The 19,800-nt window shown below is 49.2% G+C and carries 18 protein-coding genes; 12 read left to right on the forward strand and 6 right to left on the reverse strand.

Annotated features, from left to right (window positions below; all coding sequences use genetic code 11):
• Positions 1–11: 11 nt before the first annotated feature.
• From DFR42_RS01685 to DFR42_RS01695, 3 genes are all read left to right on the forward strand, one after another.
• Positions 12–575, forward strand: a complete 564-nt coding sequence (locus DFR42_RS01685; protein WP_110253213.1) for a dTDP-4-dehydrorhamnose 3,5-epimerase family protein — start codon at positions 12–14, stop codon at positions 573–575.
• Entirely contained in the window at positions 572–1,798 is a 1,227-nt protein-coding gene (locus tag DFR42_RS01690; protein WP_110253214.1) for a class I SAM-dependent methyltransferase, read from the forward strand. The genes DFR42_RS01685 and DFR42_RS01690 overlap by 4 nt, the downstream gene beginning before the upstream one ends.
• 67 nt (positions 1,799–1,865) lie before the next feature.
• A complete protein-coding gene (locus tag DFR42_RS01695; RefSeq protein WP_110253215.1) occupies positions 1,866–2,621 on the forward strand; it encodes a TylF/MycF/NovP-related O-methyltransferase in 756 nt (251 codons plus the stop codon).
• A 36-nt stretch (positions 2,622–2,657) separates the two neighbouring features.
• On the opposite strand, the gene DFR42_RS01700 is transcribed toward DFR42_RS01695, so the two are convergent.
• On the reverse strand, positions 2,658–4,313 hold the full coding sequence (locus tag DFR42_RS01700; protein ID WP_110253216.1) for a GGDEF domain-containing protein: 1,656 nt from the start codon (positions 4,311–4,313) through the stop codon (positions 2,658–2,660).
• A 58-nt stretch (positions 4,314–4,371) separates the two neighbouring features.
• A complete protein-coding gene (locus tag DFR42_RS01705) occupies positions 4,372–5,019 on the reverse strand; it encodes a response regulator (RefSeq protein WP_110253217.1) in 648 nt (215 codons plus the stop codon).
• A gap of 166 nt (positions 5,020–5,185) precedes the next feature.
• Here DFR42_RS01705 and greB point away from each other — a divergent pair, with 166 nt between their 5' ends.
• Both greB and DFR42_RS01715 read left to right on the forward strand, forming a co-directional pair.
• Complete coding sequence (gene greB / locus DFR42_RS01710) at positions 5,186–5,734, forward strand: transcription elongation factor GreB (protein ID WP_110253218.1); 549 nt, start codon at positions 5,186–5,188, stop codon at positions 5,732–5,734.
• A 26-nt stretch (positions 5,735–5,760) separates the two neighbouring features.
• Positions 5,761–7,113, forward strand: a complete 1,353-nt coding sequence (locus DFR42_RS01715) for a DUF3422 family protein (protein WP_110253219.1) — start codon at positions 5,761–5,763, stop codon at positions 7,111–7,113.
• Positions 7,114–7,120: 7 nt separating this feature from the next.
• Here DFR42_RS01715 and DFR42_RS01720 read toward each other — a convergent pair whose 3' ends face one another.
• The 4 genes from DFR42_RS01720 to DFR42_RS01735 all read right to left on the reverse strand — a co-directional run bounded on the left by DFR42_RS01720 (position 7,121) and on the right by DFR42_RS01735 (position 11,457).
• A complete protein-coding gene (locus DFR42_RS01720; protein ID WP_110253220.1) occupies positions 7,121–9,442 on the reverse strand; it encodes a RelA/SpoT family protein in 2,322 nt (773 codons plus the stop codon).
• Positions 9,443–9,506: 64 nt separating this feature from the next.
• Complete coding sequence (gene rpoZ / locus DFR42_RS01725; protein ID WP_110253221.1) at positions 9,507–9,710, reverse strand: DNA-directed RNA polymerase subunit omega; 204 nt, start codon at positions 9,708–9,710, stop codon at positions 9,507–9,509.
• A 45-nt stretch (positions 9,711–9,755) separates the two neighbouring features.
• Positions 9,756–10,400: a guanylate kinase gene (gene gmk / locus DFR42_RS01730; protein ID WP_110253222.1), complete on the reverse strand. Its 645-nt coding sequence runs from the start codon at positions 10,398–10,400 to the stop codon at positions 9,756–9,758.
• A gap of 154 nt (positions 10,401–10,554) precedes the next feature.
• Positions 10,555–11,457: a YicC/YloC family endoribonuclease gene (locus DFR42_RS01735; protein ID WP_110253223.1), complete on the reverse strand. Its 903-nt coding sequence runs from the start codon at positions 11,455–11,457 to the stop codon at positions 10,555–10,557.
• A 141-nt stretch (positions 11,458–11,598) separates the two neighbouring features.
• Between DFR42_RS01735 and DFR42_RS01740 the strand changes: the two genes are divergently transcribed.
• From DFR42_RS01740 to DFR42_RS01770, 7 genes are all read left to right on the forward strand, one after another.
• On the forward strand, positions 11,599–12,612 hold the full coding sequence (locus tag DFR42_RS01740) for a serine/threonine protein kinase (protein ID WP_110253224.1): 1,014 nt from the start codon (positions 11,599–11,601) through the stop codon (positions 12,610–12,612).
• A gap of 91 nt (positions 12,613–12,703) precedes the next feature.
• Positions 12,704–13,639, forward strand: coding sequence for a PP2C family protein-serine/threonine phosphatase (locus DFR42_RS01745; RefSeq protein WP_110253225.1), 936 nt, complete (start codon positions 12,704–12,706; stop codon positions 13,637–13,639).
• Positions 13,640–13,644: 5 nt separating this feature from the next.
• The gene (gene rph, locus DFR42_RS01750) at positions 13,645–14,382 is read left to right on the forward strand and encodes a ribonuclease PH (RefSeq protein WP_110253226.1); all 738 of its coding nucleotides are present in this window, start codon (positions 13,645–13,647) and stop codon (positions 14,380–14,382) included.
• Between the two features lie 14 nt (positions 14,383–14,396).
• Positions 14,397–14,987 (forward strand): RdgB/HAM1 family non-canonical purine NTP pyrophosphatase, encoded by a 591-nt coding sequence (rdgB, locus tag DFR42_RS01755; protein ID WP_110253227.1) that lies wholly within the window; start codon positions 14,397–14,399, stop codon positions 14,985–14,987.
• Positions 14,984–16,243: a radical SAM family heme chaperone HemW gene (gene hemW / locus DFR42_RS01760; RefSeq protein ID WP_110253228.1), complete on the forward strand. Its 1,260-nt coding sequence runs from the start codon at positions 14,984–14,986 to the stop codon at positions 16,241–16,243. The genes rdgB and hemW overlap by 4 nt, the downstream gene beginning before the upstream one ends.
• A 375-nt stretch (positions 16,244–16,618) precedes the next feature.
• The gene (locus DFR42_RS01765) at positions 16,619–17,770 is read left to right on the forward strand and encodes an EAL and HDOD domain-containing protein (protein ID WP_245936790.1); all 1,152 of its coding nucleotides are present in this window, start codon (positions 16,619–16,621) and stop codon (positions 17,768–17,770) included.
• A 2-nt stretch (positions 17,771–17,772) separates the two neighbouring features.
• Complete coding sequence (locus tag DFR42_RS01770; protein ID WP_110253230.1) at positions 17,773–19,791, forward strand: putative bifunctional diguanylate cyclase/phosphodiesterase; 2,019 nt, start codon at positions 17,773–17,775, stop codon at positions 19,789–19,791.
• The last annotated feature ends 9 nt before the right edge of the window (positions 19,792–19,800 follow it).

Raw genomic sequence — 19,800 nt, forward strand, 5'->3', positions numbered from 1 at the left:
TAGGGATTGCCATGTCTGATCGCTTCGATTTGATACCTACGCCACTGGCAGGCCTGCACCTCTTGAAGCGCAAACCTTTGGGTGATGAGCGTGGTTATCTGGAGCGCATGTTTTGCGCCGATGAGCTGGCATCATTCGGCTGGCAGCAGCCCATCAGCCAGATTAATCGGACATTGACTGTTAAAAAAGGCACATTCAGGGGTTTGCATATGCAGCGCCCGCCCTATACCGAGATGAAGCTGATTACCTGCCTGAAAGGCGAGGTGTGGGATGTGGCTGTCGACGTCAGAAGAGATTCACCGACTTTCCTGCAGTGGCATGCCGTCATCTTGTCGGCAGAAAATAAATGTAGTTACTTATTGCCTGAAGGCTTTGCACATGGATTTCAAACCCTCACTGATGAGGTGGAAATGATGTACTGCCACAGTCAACGCTATATGCCCACGCATGAACTGGGCTTGAACATATTGGATGAAAAATTGGGAATCAACCTGCCTTTGGCAATATCTGAAATATCCGGGAAAGATCGTGTTTTTCCTATGCTGAACAATGAATTTAGTGGAGTAAGCGTATGAAATGCCGGCATTGTGATCACGAGTTGACGAAACCATTTCTCGATCTGGGTAGTGCACCACCCTCAAATGCGTATCTGCGTGCCGATACACTGGAAAATCCGGAAATCTGGCTGCCTTTGAAGCTGATGGTTTGTGATTCCTGCTGGCTGGCTCAGACTCTGGATTTTACTGGCCGCGAAAATCTGTTTGATGCTGATTATGCTTACTTCAGTTCTTGTTCCGCGAGCTGGTTGAAGCACGCAGAGCAATTCGTCACGACGATGCGACAAGAATTGGCTTTGGATGAAAATAGCCTGGTCGTAGAGGTTGCTGCCAATGATGGTTACTTACTGCAGTATGTGAAAGCAGCAGGCATTCCTTGCCTGGGAATAGAACCAACGACCAGCACCGCCAATGCAGCGCGTGACCGAGGTATTCCTGTTATAGAAAAATTCTTTGGCACTGAACTTGCACAAGAGTTGAAGACAAATCAGCAGTCTGCTGATCTCACGGTTGCCAATAATGTGCTGGCGCATGTGCCTGACATCAATGATTTTGTTGCTGGCTTTGCTGCCTTGCTTAAACCTCAGGGAGTGGCGAGTTTTGAATTTCCACATTTGCTGAATATGGTGCAGGAAAATCAGTTCGATACGGCCTACCACGAGCATTATTCTTACTTGTCTTTGCACGCAGTGCAGGCAATTTTTGAAAAAAATGGTTTGCAGGTTTTTGATGTGCAGGAATGGCCTACCCATGGCGGCAGCTTGCGTGTACTTGCGCAGCGTCATGATACTGGGCAGCGCGATCAGCGCGACAGCGTCGCTGGCATGCTGGAGAAGGAAAGAGCAGCAGGAATCGCCGATGTGGCTTTCTATCAAAATGCACAGAAACAGGCCGAGAAAGCCAAGTTTGAACTGCTGGGATTTTTATTGAACTGTAAGAAGGATGGTAAAAAAGTAGCGGCCTATGGTGCTGCAGCAAAGGGCAATACTTTGCTCAATTTTTCCGGTGTCAGACCCGATCTCTTATCCTATGTTGTCGATATCAATATACATAAGCAAGGCAAATACTTGCCAGGCAGCCGAATACCAATTTTGACTGAAGTGGAACTGACTGCCGACAAGCCGGATTATGTTCTGATCCTGCCATGGAATTTGCGTCAGGAAATCGAGGGGCAGTTAAGCTATATCCGCGCATGGGGTGGTAAATTTGTGACTGCCATCCCCACGCTCACTATTTTTTAGTTGTAAAGGGTGGTGGAATTGGATTGGTTACAGATGAGTCTAAATTTACTTAAAAAAATATGAATATATGAATAATAATTATTTTGCGTTGGGTTTCTATGCTCTTGAGAATGGTCAGAAATTTATCGATGGGCTTCAGCAATCTATTGAGCAATTGACAATCAGGGAGGGTATATTTGCTGCTGACAATTTATTTACTTATAACCGTAATTTGAGTTTCTTGAGCGATGAGAAATTTATGGGTGCCTTTAATAAGAGCGCGACGGGAGCAACGGAGCAATCAATTATTTGGCGAAATTACATTCTTTGTTGGGCGGCCAGGAATGCATTGCGACTTGATGGCGATTTTGTTGAGGCCGCTTGCTATAAGGGAACAACAGCCAAAATTATTTGGGATTATGTAAATTCTGTTACCCCTACATCTAAACATTATTATCTCTACGATTTGTTCCAGCACGATGATCAGATGTCTCATCATGCTATGCCAGATCACGGTAATACACTGTTTGAGGAGGTGAAGGCGAAATTTGCAGATTCTCCCAATGTCCATGTGATACAAGGAAAAGTGCCTGACAGTTTTGCAATCGCAGTGCCAGAAAAAATTTCATTGATACATTTGGATATGAATAATGCTGAAGCTGAAATTGGTGCCTTGGAAGTATTATTTGATCGTTTGGTACCAGGAGGAATATTAATACTGGATGATTATGGATGGCTATACTATCGTGATCAGAAATCTGCCGAAGATGATTGGCTGGGAAAGCGTGGATATCAGGTATTGGAATTGCCAACTGGTCAAGGGATGGTTATAAAAGTCGCTTAAATCCAATACGTATGAAATTTCAAATCAACAAGATGATCAGGCAGCTTTGATGACCCGGTTTTTCCCGGATTGCTTGGCTTCGTACATGGCTTTATCTGCGCGTTTAATGGTGGCATCCTGAGCTTCGCGCGGATTGCGCAGGGCGACACCGGCACTAAAGGTGATAAACAGCCTTTGCTCGTTTGCGGTAAAGAAATGCTTGGTTAATTCTCGCTGTACCCGCATCATGGCCTGGGCTGCTTCATCAAGTTGCGTCTCAGGCATGATAATGACAAATTCCTCACCGCCATAACGGGCCACTACGTCGATGGACCTCAGGGTTTGCTTGACGATGCGCACCAGATGTACCAGAGCTTCGTCGCCTGCCGCATGACCATGGGTATCATTGAGTTTCTTGAAATTATCCAGATCCAGCAGAGCGACGCATAGCGGTGTATTGCGACGGTCGGCACGGTCAGCCTCACGTTCAAATACATCGTCCATACCACGGCGGTTCAAGCTGCCGGTGAGTTGGTCTTCTCTTACCAGTTCGCTCATATGGGCAAGCTTGTTTTCCAGTTCCTTGATGCGTGCTTCGGCTTCGCTGACTTCTTTTTGTGCAGCGACTATCATGTCGCGCGAGCGCAAGGTTTCAGATTGCACTTCCTTGGTTTCGCTGAGTATGCTGGCAATCAGGCCGCTGACTTCGGCAACATCCTTGGCTGAACTCAGTTGCTCTGAATACGCCCCCATCTTGTTCTGGTAAGCACCAGTGCTGTCTGCCATGGCATTCAACCTGTCGATAAACGCTGTCATCATGTTCTTGACAGAAGTTTTTGACTCGGCAATGCTGTTTTTCAGTACACCTTGCTTGTAGATGACGTCTTTCAGGCTGCGTGTGGCTTCCTGCAATGCGCGGTGATCGATAGGGCCTGCGATCAGATTTTGTACGACTTCTATCTGACCACGCAGCCAGTTATCATTGTCCAGCAAGTCATGGATATTGGTCAGCAGCAGATCAAACAAGCGCAACAGCAATTCCTGTTGTTCTGCACTGTCACCACTTTGCAATTCAATTTGAAAACACAGTTGCTTGAGACGACCAGCAATCTGATTGAGTTCGCCTTCATTGACTGCCGTTTTCACCGACATGCCCAAACTTTCGGATTCTCCAGCAAGCTGTGGCGTTGGCTTCAGTAAAGAGGTGAGGGCAAGGGTCAGGGTGCGGTAGAGTAAATCCTTGAGTATGCGCAGACGCGGATCTTCAACCGGACCATCGTCTACCAGGGAGATATTTTTGCTTGCGGCAGGCGCTGGAAGAGGGTCATCCACCAAGCTGATATTGCTTGATGTGCTCGGTGGTGCAGTGATGCGTTCAGCTAATTGCACGAGTCCTCTGCCATAATCCTGCCAGTTGCCTGTCTTGATTGCACGGCTAAAGCGCTGTCCATAGGTAGCCATTTCACCGGTAGATATTTGCAGGCTATTGGCGAAGTTGGCCAGCAAAATTTCTGCTTCCGAGATTTCGGGAGGAGCTTCTGCCTGAGGTTCTGGCGCAGGATCTGGCGTATCTGGTACGCCGGCGATGTCATTGTAAAGCTTGCGATAAGCTTCGGGCGTTGGCGCAATTCTTTGTATCGCCAATTGTCTGAATGTCTCGCGCGCAATATCGGTGGGGCTTTTGAATTGCGAATTATTTGGAGTTTTTGACATTTTGCTTTGCCAATGACCTTGCTAACAAGAGTATTGCTGACGACATCAATATTGCCGTTTAATCTACAAGCTGATTTTTAATGGCATAGTGCGTTAATTCAGCATTGTGCCGCAATTTCATCTTCAATAGAATTCTGGAGCGGTATTCGCTGATGGTTTTTACAGAAAGTGACAATTCTTTTGCAATATCGCTGACAGACTTGCCGGACGCAATCAGGGTCATGGTCTGGAACTCGCGGTCAGACAAGGTTTTGTGCAATGCATCTTCATGTTCCTGGTTCAGGTTATTGGCCAGTTCTTGTGCCAGTTGCGTACTGACGTATTTCAAGCCACGCGCAACCTGACGGATGGCGTCCAGTATCTGCGTGCCGCTGCATTGCTTGTTAAGGAATCCTGATGCACCTGCCTTCAAGGCGCGAACCGCATACTGGTCTTCGCGGTGTATCGAAAACATGAGTACTGCAATGCCAGGTTTCTCAGACTTGATTTGCTTTAATACTTCTATGCCATTCCTGTCTGGCAAGACGATATCCAGCAACATGACCTCAAAATCGAGTTGACGGCTTAAACGTATGGCTTCCAGTCCGGCTTCTGCCTCTGCAATGACGGCAATATCTGTTGTGGTTGAGATAATGCTTTTTACCCCCTCCCTGACCACGGCATGATCATCGACGATGAGTACATTGATTGCTGCTTTTTCTGTCATGCAAAATCCATTTCCTTAGTCTGGCAAGCTGGCATTACCAGGCATCCTGTTGGAAGCACTATTGAATGGTAACGACAAGCAAAGTATTCTTCTATTTTATAAGCTAAGTGTGGGCTTTCGGTGTTGCAAAGAAAATTATTTTGGTCAAGTCCGCTACAATGAGCATATGAGCAAAGCATTTATCAAAGAAGCCGATCCGGACGACGAAGAAGAATTCGGCGCACCAGCCATTCCTGCTGGCATAAAAAACTATATGACGCCACAAGGGCATCAGCGCATGAAGGATGAGTTTTTGCATCTCATGGATGTTGAGCGGCCTGAGATTGTCAATATCGTACACTGGGCGGCTTCCAACGGTGACCGCTCGGAGAATGGCGACTATATCTATGGCAAAAAACGTTTGCGTGAGATAGACCGGCGCATACGCTTTTTGACCAAACGCCTCGATATTGCCGAAGTATTTGACCCTCGCATCCACCATGGGTCCGACCAGATCTATTTTGGCGCGACCGTCACCTACGAAAACCAGAATGGTGAAGCACACACTGTGACCATTGTTGGCGTGGATGAGTTTGACCCCCTGCAAGGCAAGATCAGCTGGATTTCCCCTGTGGCCAGAGCACTTATCAAGGCCAGGGTTGACGATACAGTGACGCTGCGTACACCAGGCGGGATAGAGGAGTTGACCATTTTAGAGGTCGATTACCCGGCATAAATTTTCTATGTTTTGATGATCTTCCCATGTCCATCGCCTACTCCAAACTCAATCATCCCCTGCGCATACCTTTGGCGGCTGAATTTCATTCCCGCCCATCATTGCGTTTGCATGCCCCCGAGACGCTGACGCACCTGGCAATTTTCACCCGCAACGGTGCTCACCTGGGTGGCGACAATCTATTGACCCAGCAAGTGATACTTGGTGATTTTTGCCGTCACTTTGCGGTTGCCAGCCCGGCTGGCAATGCCAAGTATTTTTTTCACGATTTTGGGCGTTTTCGCTTGAAATGGGAATGTCATACAGAGTTTGCTACCTATACCTTTGTTGAAAACACTGCAGAGCAGCCAGAAACGCCAGCACAAGACACGGAGCTGGCACAGGTATTTGCGAATGTGCCTTTACGTCATTTGCCGCAGCAATGGTTGTTTGAGTTGCAAGAAAAGGTCATGGTCGCCACACATGTGGCGCTGATACCCGCCAATCAGGAATTTAAGCCACCTGTGCCAGTCAAACAGATATTTGAGGGCGGGGTGGTAGTGGGGAGCGAGGTTCTGAGTCGTGGCGAAGTGTGGACGGATTTTGTGATCCAGGCCGATGGCTTCAGTCGTTTTGTCGTCAAGGATAATGGTTTTCTGGATCAGCAAGCTGGCCGTACTGTGCAACGCTTGCTGGAAATTGAAACATACAGAATGATGGCCTTGCTGGGTTTGCCGCATGCGCAAAGTGCATCGTCAGTCTTGAATGACATAGAGAGTGAACTGGTTTCCCTGACCGCAGCCATGACCATGGCTGGCAATGGCCAGGGCGAGGCAAGTTCGACTGATGCAGAGCAAAGCTTGCTGCGGAAAATTATTGACCTGGCTGCCCGCACAGAAAAACTGGTGCTGGAAAACAGTTATCGCTTTGCTGCATCCAAGGCTTATTTCAAGCTGGTGCAGTCACGCATAGCCGAGCTGCGTGAATTCAGGATAGAAGGCGTGCCCACCATAGGTGAATTCATGGACAGGCGCCTGGCACCAGCGATGAATACCTGTGAAGCCATCGTGCGGCGCCAGGAAACACTGGCAGAGCGTATTGCCAACACCAATGATCTGTTACGGACGAGAGTTGGCATAGTGCAGGAGCAGCAAAACCGCAGGATACTGCAAAGCATGAATGCCAGGGCAGGCCAGCAATTGCGTTTGCAACAGGCGGTAGAAGGTCTATCTGTCGTGGCGATCAGTTATTACATGACTGGCCTGGTCTATTATGCAGGCAAGGGCCTGAAGGCGATCGGTTTGCCCATCAATCCAGACTTGCTGGCAGGTTTATCGTTGCCGGTAATTGCAGGCGTGGTCTGGTGGGGTTTGCGTAAAATGCACAAGACCATGCACTGAAGTGCTTTTAGCCGTGTTCCCGGACTATGCGGCTAACACCATTCAAATGCTTGATGTTGCGCATAATTCTTGCGAGATGGGTGCGGTCTTCTATCTGTATCGTGAAGTGAATATTGGTCATGTCATTGGCATCACCATCTTCCATATTGACATGGCTGATGTTTGCATCTGACTCACCGATTTCAGCAGCGATGCGGGCAAGGGCACCGCGCTCATTCGTTACCGTCACCGCAATACGGCAATCAAAACGACGGTTCAGGTCTTCACCCCAATTCACATCTATCCAGCGGTCAGGCTCCTTGATGTGCAAGCGTTTGGCGTGTTCGCAATCATCGGTGTGCACCACCAGGCCCTGATCGCGCTTGAGTTGGCCAACGATGCCGTCGCCAGGTATGGGCAGGCAGCAGGCGGCCAATTGCACCGACAGGCCTTCGCTGCCATAGATGATGACAGGGTCGCGCTTGTTGCTGATCTTGTCGCCATATTGCTGGAAAGGGATGGACGGCGAATCATCTTCCACCAGATCCAGAATATGTCTGGCCACCAGCGCCGCCATACGTTTACCTATGCCAATGTCAGTATGGATTTCATCCAGGGACTTGGCGCTGGATTCATTGAGCAATTTATCGATCAGGCTGTCCGGCAGGTCCGGATTCAGATTCACCGACACCAAAGCTTGCGCCAGCAATTGTTTGCCCAGTTCAGTAGACTCATTGAGGTTAATCGTACGCAGATAATGGCGTATGGCCGAGCGGGCCTTGCCTGTGCGTACATAAGTCAGCCAGTTTGGCGTAGGGCGCGAATTGGGTGAGGTGATAATCTCGACGATATCGCCATTCTTCAACTCTGAGCGTAGTGGCACAGGCTCATGATTGATGCGGGTGGCAATAGCCTGGTCACCAATGTCGGTATGGATATTGTAAGCAAAGTCCAAAGCTGTTGCTCCGCGCGGCAGGGCAATAATTTTGGATTTTGGAGTGAAGACATAGACAGAATCAGGGAATAAGTCGATTTTGACGTGTTCCAGAAATTCGGCAGAGTCACCGGTCTGTTTTTGTATGTCCAGCAAAGACTGCAGCCAGGCGTGTGTACGCTGTTGCAAGTCAGTCAGGCTACCTTCTTCATTTTTGTACAGCCAATGCGCAGCGACGCCAGACTCTGCCACATGGTGCATATCGCGCGTGCGTATCTGGAACTCGACTGGTGTACCATAAGGGCCGATCAGCGTCGTGTGCAGGGATTGATAGCCATTGGTCTTGGGTATGGCAATATAATCCTTGAACTTGCCCGGCATCGGCTTGTACAGGGCATGCAAACTACCCAGGGCATAATAACTGTCACGGAAGTCGCTGACGACGATACGGAAGCCATATACATCCAGTACCTGGGAAAAACTCAGGTGCTTGTCATGCATCTTGCGGTAAATGCCGTACAGGGTTTTTTCGCGGCCATACACTTCAGCCTTCAGGCCAGCTTCAGTCAGGGCAGTTTTTACCGCGTCCATGATCTTGTTGACGACTTCACGACGATTGCCACGGGCCGCCTTGACTGCCTTGGACAAGGTGCGGTAACGCATAGGGTAAAGATGCGAAAACGCCAGATCCTGCAATTCGCGATAGATATTATTCAGGCCCAGTCTGTGCGCGATAGGCACATACACATCCATGGTTTCGCGAGAAATGCGACGTTTTTTTTCCGCAGACATGAAGTCCAGGGTGCGCATATTGTGCAGGCGGTCTGCCAGTTTCACGAGGATAACGCGCACGTCTCTCGCCATGGCGAGCAGCATCTTGCGGAAGTTCTCCGCCTGGGCTTCAATCTGACTCTGGAATTCTATCTTTTCCAGCTTGGAGAGACCGTCAACCAGAGTTGCGACTGGTGCACCAAAGCGTTCGATCAATTCGTCTTTTTTAACGTCCTGATCTTCCATCACATCGTGCAGGAGGGCAGCCATGATGGCTTGCACATCAAGCTTCCACTCAGCACAGATTTCTGCCACAGCGATGGGGTGAGAGATATACGGCTCGCCAGACTTGCGTACCTGGCCCAGATGCATTTCATCAGAGAAGCGATAGGCTTCCTTGACCAGTTTTAATTCACTGGCCGACATATATTCGCTGATGCGGTTGGTTAATGCAGTAATGGATGCAACACCGGTATTCGCCGACGATGCGCGAACACTGTCTATATCATCCAGATGGGACGTGTGTTTGTTGATATGACTGGCAGAGCTAATGCTTGCCACGGGACTGCGCATGGCAGTCAGCGCGACTGAAGCTGTATCGGCCGGTTTGCTTTCCAGAGATGAATGACTGTCATTGAGGTTCATTCTGTGATTCCCGGCCGGATAAAAGGCTTTAAGAAGGAGCGGCTAAGAATGCAGGTGCAGCGGCTTATACCGGCACTTTTTTGAGCATTTCTATGCCAACTTTACCTTCAGCGATTTCACGCAGTGCGATAACGGTAGGTTTGTCCTTGGAGTCAACCTTAGGTGTGTGGCCTTGCAACAATTGGCGAGCGCGATAAGTGGCGCACAGTGTCAACTGGAAGCGGTTAGGGATTTGTTTCAATGCGTCTTCAATGGTAATACGTGCCATGTTTTTTCCTCAATACAAACTAGATAACTAAATTGGGTTTGCGAATCAATTCGCGTTGGCGTGAATGCCAAGCTGGGCAAACAGCTCATAATGACGTGTTGCCTGTTGTGCAAATCGGCAGCGTGTTGCCTTCACGATTGCATTCAATTCTGACAAGGCTGTTGCAAAGTCTTGATTAATAATAACATATTCGAACTCTGGGGAGTGCGCCATTTCACCGCCAGCCGCCAAAATGCGCTTGGTGATGACATGCGGTTCGTCCTGTCCGCGTTTCTTTAGGCGTTCTTCCAGTGCCGGAATGGAGGGGGGCAGGATAAATATGCCAACAGCACCAGGGAATTGTTTTCTGACCTGTTGCGCACCTTGCCAGTCTATCTCCAGCAAGACATCGGTGCCTGAGCGCATCTGGTCTTCAATGATGATGCGCGAAGTGCCATAGTAATTGCCATGTACTTCAGCCGACTCCAAAAATTCACCCTGAGCTTTGCGCGCCAGAAAATCTTCTGGCGTCGTGAAATGGTATTCACGGCCATCCTGCTCCCCCGGACGTGGCGGGCGAGTTGTGTAGGAAATCGATAATTTGATCGCCGGTTCTTGTGCCAGCAAGGCGTTGACCAGCGTGGACTTGCCAGCACCAGAGGGGGCGGCCACCACAAAAAGACTGCCAGCAGTCGAATTATTGGTTTGCATGAGATTCCTCCGGTGTGGTTGTTGAGTTCATCTACAAGATTACGTGAGGCGATTTCGACTTTTGGCCTTTTTGGCCTTTTTCGTCTATATCCCGCCCCTGATCTTGAAACTTTCCCAAGAAAAAGAGTGCGGGAGTATAAGCAAATGCGACTGTTTATTCAAGGTTTTGTACTTGTTCGCGCATCTGTTCTATGAATAATTTCAATTCCATGGACGCGTCGGACAATTCCTTGGATGCTGCTTTAGAGCCCAGGGTATTCGCTTCACGATTCAATTCCTGCATCATGAAGTCCAGTCTCTTGCCAACCTGGCCACCTTTTTTCAGGATATGTCTGGTTTCTGTCAGATGGGCAGAAAGACGTGCCAGTTCTTCAGCGACATCCACACGTATGCCATACATGGTCACTTCCTGGCGTATACGATCTAAAGCCTCTTCGCGAGTGATGGTTTGGCCGGCATTGCTGCCGCTGGATTGCAGGGCCAGTCCCAGTGCTTCTTCCAGTCTGGTCGTGGCTTTTTGCTGGAATTGCTGGACAATTTGCGGCATCAAAGGCGTGATGCGGGTGACGATTTCTTCCATGGCCGTGATACGGCTCAGCAGTACTTGCTCCAGTGCTGCACCTTCACGTTCACGGCTGACAACAAATGCTTCCAGTGTCTTGTTGATAGTGTCGTTAATGGCAGTCTGCAAGAATTCAGCATTGATTTCGCTTTCTTCGATGACGCCTGGCCAGCGCAGGATTTCATTCGTGCTCAGCGGCGCTGCATCAGGAAACTGCTGCTTGAGGCCCGCCTGGAAGCTGGAAAGCTGTTCAAGCAAAGTGGTATTCAAGCTCTTATTGTGTGTTTCTGTCAGTTTTTTGCCAAAGCTGAAGCGACACTCCACTTTGCCGCGTGCCAGCTTGCGTGTGATGGCTTCGCGAAATTGCGACTCAACTGAACGAAACTCGTCATTAATACGAAATTGCAGGTCCAAAAAGCGAGAATTGACGCTTTTGATCTCAATTGTGATGGTGCCAGCATCGGTTTCGTTAGTGCTGGTGGCATAACCTGTCATGCTAAAAATGCTCAAGGTATTTCCTTAAAAAGCGTGAACTGTGGATTAGATTGGCAAAATTGCGCATTAGACACTAGGATATTCTTTACAAATACCGCAATAATCAACACAATCCGTTTTGTATAGTGAATTGGACGATTGATGGCCGCACAAAATAACGCACCACTGCCAGATGGACTGGAAATTGCCGGATACCGCATTGTAAAGAAAATTGCGTCCGGTGGCTTTAGTATTGTATATCTGGCTTCTGATGAAGATGGCAACGCAGTTGCAATTAAAGAGTATTTACCAAGTTCCCTGGCTTTACGCCAACAGGGTGAGCTGGTTCCGGCTATTTCCAATGAAAACCTGCCGATTTATCGCATAGGTTTGAAGTGTTTCTTTGAAGAGGGCCGTGCGCTGGCACGTATCTCTCACCCCAATGTGGTCAGTGTTATCAATTTCTTCAGGGCCAATGAAACCGTCTACATGGTCATGGCGTATGAATCTGGCCGTTCACTGCAAGAGCATATCCTGCGCCGCCGCGACAAGGGGGAAAAACCCCTGGTTTCAGAGCGTTTCATCCGTCGTATGTTCAACCAGGTCATGAATGGTTTGCGTGAAGTGCATACCAATAAATTGCTGCATCTGGACCTGAAGCCAGCCAATATCTATTTGCGCCTGGACGGTACGCCGATTTTGCTGGACTTTGGCGCAGCCCGCCAAACCCTGAAAACCGACATACCCAAGCTCTACCCAATGTATACTCCCGGTTTTGCCGCGCCAGAGTTGTACCTGAAAAACGGCAATCTTGGTCCCTGGACTGATATATATAGCATTGGTGCTTCCATTTTTGCCTGCATGGTCGGCGCACCACCACAGCCATCAGACCAGCGCAAGACCAGTGACAAGATGGAAGGGCATTATCGCAAGCTCGAGGGCTTATACTCGACAGAATTGATTGAGGTTGTGCGCTGGTGCTTGCAGCTCGACCCGCTGGAACGGCCGCAAAGTGTATTTGCTTTGCAAAAAGCCCTGGCTATCCAGGCACAGCCGCAGCGCGAATTGACTTTCATGGAAAAAATGACATTGAAATTCAAAAACCTGATTGGCAGTGGCAAAAGAAAGAAAGTAGAAAGCGACCATACGACGATACAGGAAAGTACCCTGAATTGAATGCCGCTTCTGGCCAAAACCCTGGATAAGCCATGATGGTTTATCCTTTGTTTTGTTTCTATTAATAGTTATCATAAGTTTTTAAAATCTCATGCGTTTTTCCGTTTATCAAGAAAGTCATATTGGTGGCCGCAAGGTTAACCAGGATCGAATGGGGTATAGCTTTACCCGCGATTCGATTTTGCTTTTGCTGGCGGACGGCATGGGTGGTCATATCATGGGTGAAATGGCAGCTGCCATTGCCATGCAAACCATAGGCAATCTGTTCCAGCAGCAAGCGCACCCCATGATAGGACGGCCAGAGCGCTTCATGGAAGACAGCTTCCTGGCGGCCCATCAAGAAATACATCGTTACCGCGCCATCAATAATCTGCCAGAAACCCCGCGCACCACCATCGTTGCCTGCCTGATACAAAATGGCTATGCCTATTGGGCGCACTGCGGTGATTCACGTCTGTACTGGATGCGTCAGGGGCAGATTCTCTTGCGCACCAAGGATCACTCCCGTCTTGAAACCCTGATTGCTCAGGGCAAGGTTGATCCGGCAGAAAGACATACTCACCCTGACCGCAACAAGTTGTTCAACTGCCTGGGTGCACCGAACGCACCTATCGTTGAGTTGTCACGCCGTGCTGTTTTGCAGCCTGGCGATTTGCTCTTGCTGTGCTCAGATGGTTTATGGTCAGTTTTACCTGATCATATGCTGGCTCAGCGTCTGCACGACCATACCATCGTGCGTGCCGTGCCTGAGTTGATACGTTCAGCCGTCGATATCGCTGGCAAGCAAAGCGATAATGTCACAGCCCTGGCCATGATGTGGGAAGGTGATGACCGCATGGATAACTCCACTATCATCTCTACCAATACTTTACCTATAGGCTCGGTGACTACCACCATACAGGCACCTGTCGACGCTGAAATGGAAGTCACAGATGGCGATGTTTTCAATGATGCAGAAATTGAAAAAGCCATAGCAGAAATTCGCAACGCGATACACAAATCATCACGCATCACCTCCAAGAACTAAATATCATGTCAAATTCATTTCGCCCTAGCGGGCGCGCACCGGACGCATTGCGTCCGGTGGTTATCAGCCGTCATTTCACCAAGCATGCAGAAGGTTCAGTCCTCATCGAATTTGGTGACACCAGAGTCATATGTACAGCCAGTATCGAAGATAAAGTCCCCGGTTTTCTGAAGGGTAAAGGGCAGGGCTGGATGACTGCAGAATATGGCATGTTGCCACGTTCCACCCATAGTCGTATGGACAGGGAAGCTGCCAAGGGCAAGCAATCTGGCCGCACGCAAGAAATCCAGCGTCTGATAGGTCGCTCTCTGCGTTCTGCTTTTGATCTCGAAGCCTTTGGTGAACGTACCTTGCATATTGATTGCGACGTCATTCAGGCTGATGGCGGTACGCGTACCGCATCCATCACCGGTGCCATGGTTGCAGCTTATGATGCGTTTTCCAAACTGGTAGAGCGTGAACTCATCCTACGCGTACCACTCAGGCATTTTGTGGCGGCGATTTCAGTTGGTGTGTATCAGTCGCATCCTGTGCTGGATCTTGATTATCCTGAAGATTCACAGTGTGATACCGATATGAATGTCGTCATGACAGAGCACGGTCATTTCGTAGAAGTGCAGGGCACGGCAGAAGGTGAAGCATTTGACCGCATGACCATGAACACCTTGCTCAATCTGGCGCATGATGGCATCACTGACTTGATCGCCTTGCAAAAAGAAGTATTGGGTCTGCAAGTAAGTTGATTGGATGGATGAGTATGAGCACAAACCAGAAAATAGTCCTGGCCTCGAATAATCAAGGCAAGCTCAAAGAGTTTTATCAGATATTGTCACCTCTGGGTATAGACCTCAGAGCGCAATCTGAGTTTGAGGTGCCTGAAGCTGAGGAACCTTATCCCAGTTTCGTCGAAAATGCCCTGACCAAGGCCAGACATGCCTCTCGCCTGACTGGTTTACCAGCACTGGCAGATGATTCCGGCATCTGCGTTAACGCTTTGCAAGGTGCTCCTGGCGTGCTGTCTGCCCGTTTTGCTGGTGAACCCAAGTCTGATGCGCGCAATAACCAAAAACTCATTGCTGATTTGTCTGGCGTAGCAGACAAGTCAGCCTATTATTATTGTGTGCTGGTGTTCGTGCGTTCAGAATTTGATCCTCAGCCTGTGATTGCTGATGGCGTCTGGGCAGGTGAGATTATTGCAGATGCCCGCGGTGAAAATGGTTTTGGCTATGATCCGCATTTTTTCATCCCCGCTTTGAACAAGACCGTAGCCGAACTCGCAGCAGCAGAAAAAAATCAATTGTCGCATCGTGGGCAAGCTTTGCGCGCCCTTGTTGAAAAACTGAAATGATACCCATCAAGCCCATAGCGGCAAGCCAGCCAGTACAAAAAAAATCACCGGATTTATCGACTATACCCGGTGATGTGGCCAGCCAGTATCTTGCGCCAGGTAGTTTAAATCTGACGCAATTGCCACCGCTGTCTTTGTACATCCATTTTCCCTGGTGTGTACGCAAATGCCCTTATTGCGATTTCAATTCGCATGAAGTCAAAGGCAGTTTTGACGAGTCCGCTTACCTGGATGCCATGCGCGCCGATCTTGAGGCTGCCTTGCCATTGATCTGGGGTCGCAAGATTTACACCATCTTCATCGGTGGTGGCACACCCAGCCTGATGTCAGCAGCAGGCCTGGACAGATTGCTTTCTGACGTGCGTACACTGCTGCCACTGGATGGCAATGCAGAAATCACCATGGAAGCCAATCCCGGCACTTTTGAAGCAGAGAAATTTCGCTCTTATCGTCAAAGCGGCATCAATCGTTTATCGATAGGCATACAAAGCTTCAACTCCAAACACCTGGCAGCTTTGGGGCGTATCCATGATGGCGATGAGGCGCGTCGCGCCATAGACATTGCTCAGGCGAATTTTGATAACTTCAATCTCGACCTGATGTTTGCCTTGCCCGGCCAGACTCTGGATGAAGTCAGGGAGGACGTGGAAACTGCGATTTCTTTTGCACCACCGCATCTGTCGCTATATCACCTGACGCTGGAACCAAATACTTATTTCGCCAAGTTTCCACCTGCCATACCCGATGATGACCTCAGCGCAGAAATGCAAGACATCATCCATGGCCGTATGGCTGCAGCAGGCTATGGTAATTATGAAGTCTCTGCCTACGCACAAGTGGGCAGGGCGTCAAAGCATAATCTGAATTACTGGAACTTTGGCGATTATCTTGGCATAGGTGCCGGTGCACATTCAAAAATATCCTTTCCACATCGGGTGATACGCCAGGCACGTTACAAGCAACCCAGGGCTTATATGGATGCCATGGCTGCTGGTAATTGTGTGCAAGAATCGCTTGAAATTCCCACCGATGAAATGGGTTTTGAATTCATGTTGAATGCTCTGCGCTTACAGCAGGGCTTCAAGGTCAACCTGTTTCAAGAGCGCACTGGCATGTTGCTCAACACCATAGAAAAAGAACTCTTGATTGCAGAGAATAAAGGCTTGCTGTATCGCGATCATGAAATCATTTGCCCTACGCCTCTGGGTAAACAATTCTTGAATGACCTGCAACAGATTTTCCTTGGTGGCGACTGATTCAAACACTTAGTCAAACACTTAGTCAAACACTTCGTCAAACACCTCGTTCGCCAATAAACATGGCATATTTGCCACAGACCTTATTGGTGAAATCTAAAATATCTTCTATGCTGATAGCTGGGTAACGGCATTCGCAAGACCTGCTGCAAAATCAACAGCGCTGTAATGCTGCGGTCACAGTTCGTCGATTTTGCGCCCAGTTTCTGGCAATTGTGTCAGATACTCCTAAAAAGTATCAAAAAACCTCACCTGCCGCTTTAAATTGTGTTGCAATTGGTTAATTCCCAAACTAATATCTCTACCAATTTTTGTAACAATTGAAGTCTGTTTTCTATGACACTGGCCCGTGGAATTGGCACTTTTTTGCCTGTAATGAATAGCAAGCAACAATTGCTTGCCTTGCAAGCTGATTTTGGCGCCTTGCCTGTCAGTGAAGTAATTGGCGTACTCCAGTTTTTGCAAGAAAAAGAAATTTTCTCCAGGCTTACCGGCATTTCCGTTTTGATCCGGGCTGCAGACCCCGTTCTCATTCCGGCAGACATCGACACGCGCCTGCCATTGGCACGCCTGCTTTTATCCATATCCGCCAAGTCGGCAGAAGATAAAGAAGTGCAAACCAGGCTTAAGCATTTCAGCTCTCACGGTGCACGCATCGTTATTGATGATATTGAGGCCTACGACAATGCTATTTGGGAAGGTGCAAAAAAAATCAGCGCAGACTGTAGCAAAGATATTCCAGCGCATGCCAAACCCTTGATGATACGTCTGCACGGTGGCAATCACATCGCGCAAAACCTGCCAAATGCCGCCTTGCAAGAACAAGCCAATGAAGCCGGTTTTAAATGGTTCTCTGGCGATTATGCATTCCACCCACCCGTCAATAACAAGGCTGCAGATGCCACAGCCAGAACGCGCCTGCTCAAGTTGTTGGGCCTGGTTGCACGCGATGCTGAATCGCGAGAGCTGGAAGAACTATTCAAGCAGGATGCGACACTCTCCTTCATGCTCTTCAAACTCGTCAGTTCTGCTGCCTTTGCACAAACCGTGCGGGTATCCAGCTTTGGCCAGGCCATCAATTTGCTGGGGCGCAGGCAATTGCAGAGATGGTTGCAATTATTGTTGTACGCCCGTCAGCAAGATCATCATGGTGGTTTAAATCCTCTGATGCCACGCGCTGCTTTCCGCGCCGCCCTGATGGAAGCAATTTGTCTTAAACGCGGCGGCAATAAAGATGAACTGGATTGTGCCTTCATGGTCGGCATGTTTTCCTTGCTGGACAAATTGTTTGGCAATCCTCTCATTGAAGTCTTGCAGCCACTGAACCTGAATTCTGACGTGCTGAATGCCTTGCTGCAAAAGTCAGGCACTCTGGGAAAGAGTCTGGACCTGGTGGAAAGGGCAGACCGGCCATTCAAGGATTTTAATCCTGGCCTGATAGAAGAACTGGGCCTGAGCGCCGACGATTATTATGAATGCGTGATCACCGCCTATGCGTGGGTCAATCAGGTTTGTCAGGACATGTAGAGATGACCAGACTGCCTGCGATAGATGAACTTGAAGTCGGTGCTAGTCTTGGCGAGGCAGTCTTATGCCTGCGGGGCGAAGAACTGGATGCGGCTTTAAATCGCATCGTCAAGGACGTTTTTCGTGATGCCAATGCCGCATTCAAGCGCGGCAAGATTGATGCGCAAAAGGCGCATGCAGATGTGCTATGCATGGCATCACCTGAAACCTATTACATCTTGTCCAGCAAAAAAGGGCAGATCAATGAAGCCGATCTGGCAAAATTAAATACACTCGCCAGCCTGACAGCAAAGTTGTTTTCAAGACGCGCCAAACTTGATCAGGAAATGCAGGCATCTGCCCAGGCCCAATGGCAGCAAACGCAGATCATTGATCAAATCCATGAGTCCGTCGTCACAATGGACTTGGCAGGCTTTATCCTGAGCTGGAACCGTGGCGCAGAAAAATTGTTTGGCTATGCTGCGCAAGAAGTCATCGGCAAGAACATCCTGTTTCTGTACGACGGCGAAGATGAAACCGGCATGCAAATGTATGACAGTTTCCTGGAGCATGGCGGTCGTGAAATGGAAGTGCGTCGCAAGAAAAAATCTGGCGAAGTTTTTTGGGCCAGTCTCAATCTTTCTCCCTTGTGTGACGCCCAGGGCCTGCCCATAGGCATCATAGGCTATCTCAGCGACATCACTGCGCGCAAAGAAGCAGAACAAAAGATTAATCACCTAGCTTATTACGACGGCCTGACCAACCTGCCCAACCGCAGCCTGTTCCGCCAACTCGTTGATAATGCACTCTTGCATTCACAAAGAAATAACACCAGCGCCGCCATCATTTTTCTTGACCTGAACCGCTTCAAGCTCATCAATGACACCCTGGGGCACGACATAGGCAATGAATTGCTGCGCCAGGTCGCTGCCAGGTTTTTGCTGACCCTGCGCGAGAACGATATCGTCGCCCGTTTAGGTAGTGATGAATTCGCCATCGCCGTACTCGACATTAACCAGCATTTTCATGCCAGCCTGGTCGTGCAAAAACTCTTGCATGCCCTGAATGATGCCTTCATCGTCTCCGGCCATGAACTGCGCGTCGGTGCCAGCATAGGTATCAGCGTCTTCCCGCAAGATGGCAATGACGCCAATGCCTTGCTGCAAAAAGCCGATATCGCCATGTACAAGGCCAAGCGTAGTGCAGGCAATGTATCCGGCAGCTTTGTTTTTTACAGCGACAGCATGAACCAAAGCATCGCTGGCAGGCTGTATCTTGAATCCAGCATGCGCAAGGCGCTGGAAAACCAGGAATTCTATTTACAGTACCAACCCAAGGTCGACATACAAAGCGGCAAAATCATAGGCGCAGAAGCCTTGCTGCGCTGGCAGCATCCCGAGAAAGGCTTGATCTCCCCCGCAGAGTTCATCCCCGTCGCAGAAGAAACCGGACTCATCCTGCAAATCGACGCCTGGGTACTCGAAACCGCCTGCGCCCAGGCCAGAGAATGGCAAGACAGCGGCATAGCGCCATTCCGCATCGCAGTTAATGTCACAGCGAGGGAATTCACCAACAGCCTGCCACTGCGCGTTAAAGAGGCCCTGCAACGCTACCAGATTTCCCCACTATGGCTGGAGCTGGAAATCACTGAAAGCATGCTCATGCACAGCACAGAAAGCGTGATCGCCATCATGGAGCAAATCACCGCCCAGAACGTCATCCTGGCGCTGGATGATTTTGGCACCGGCTATTCCAGCCTGTCCTACCTCAAGCGTTTCCCGATAGACACGCTAAAAATAGACCGCTCCTTCATCCTCAACATCCCCACAGACCAGAATGACTGCGCCATCGCCAGCGCCATCATCATGATGGCCAAGCAACTCAACCACAAAGTCATCGCCGAAGGCGTAGAAACCCGCGAACAACTGGCTTTTCTCATCAACGCCGGTTGCGACGAAGTGCAGGGCTATCTCTATTCACGCCCCGTAAGTCCCCAGCAATTGCTTGCTCTGCTGGATAAAAACTTCCATTTCGACATTTGAGCCTTGCTC

Origin of the sequence: Undibacterium pigrum, from assembly GCF_003201815.1 — a bacterium.
GTDB lineage: Bacteria > Pseudomonadota > Gammaproteobacteria > Burkholderiales > Burkholderiaceae_D > Undibacterium > Undibacterium pigrum.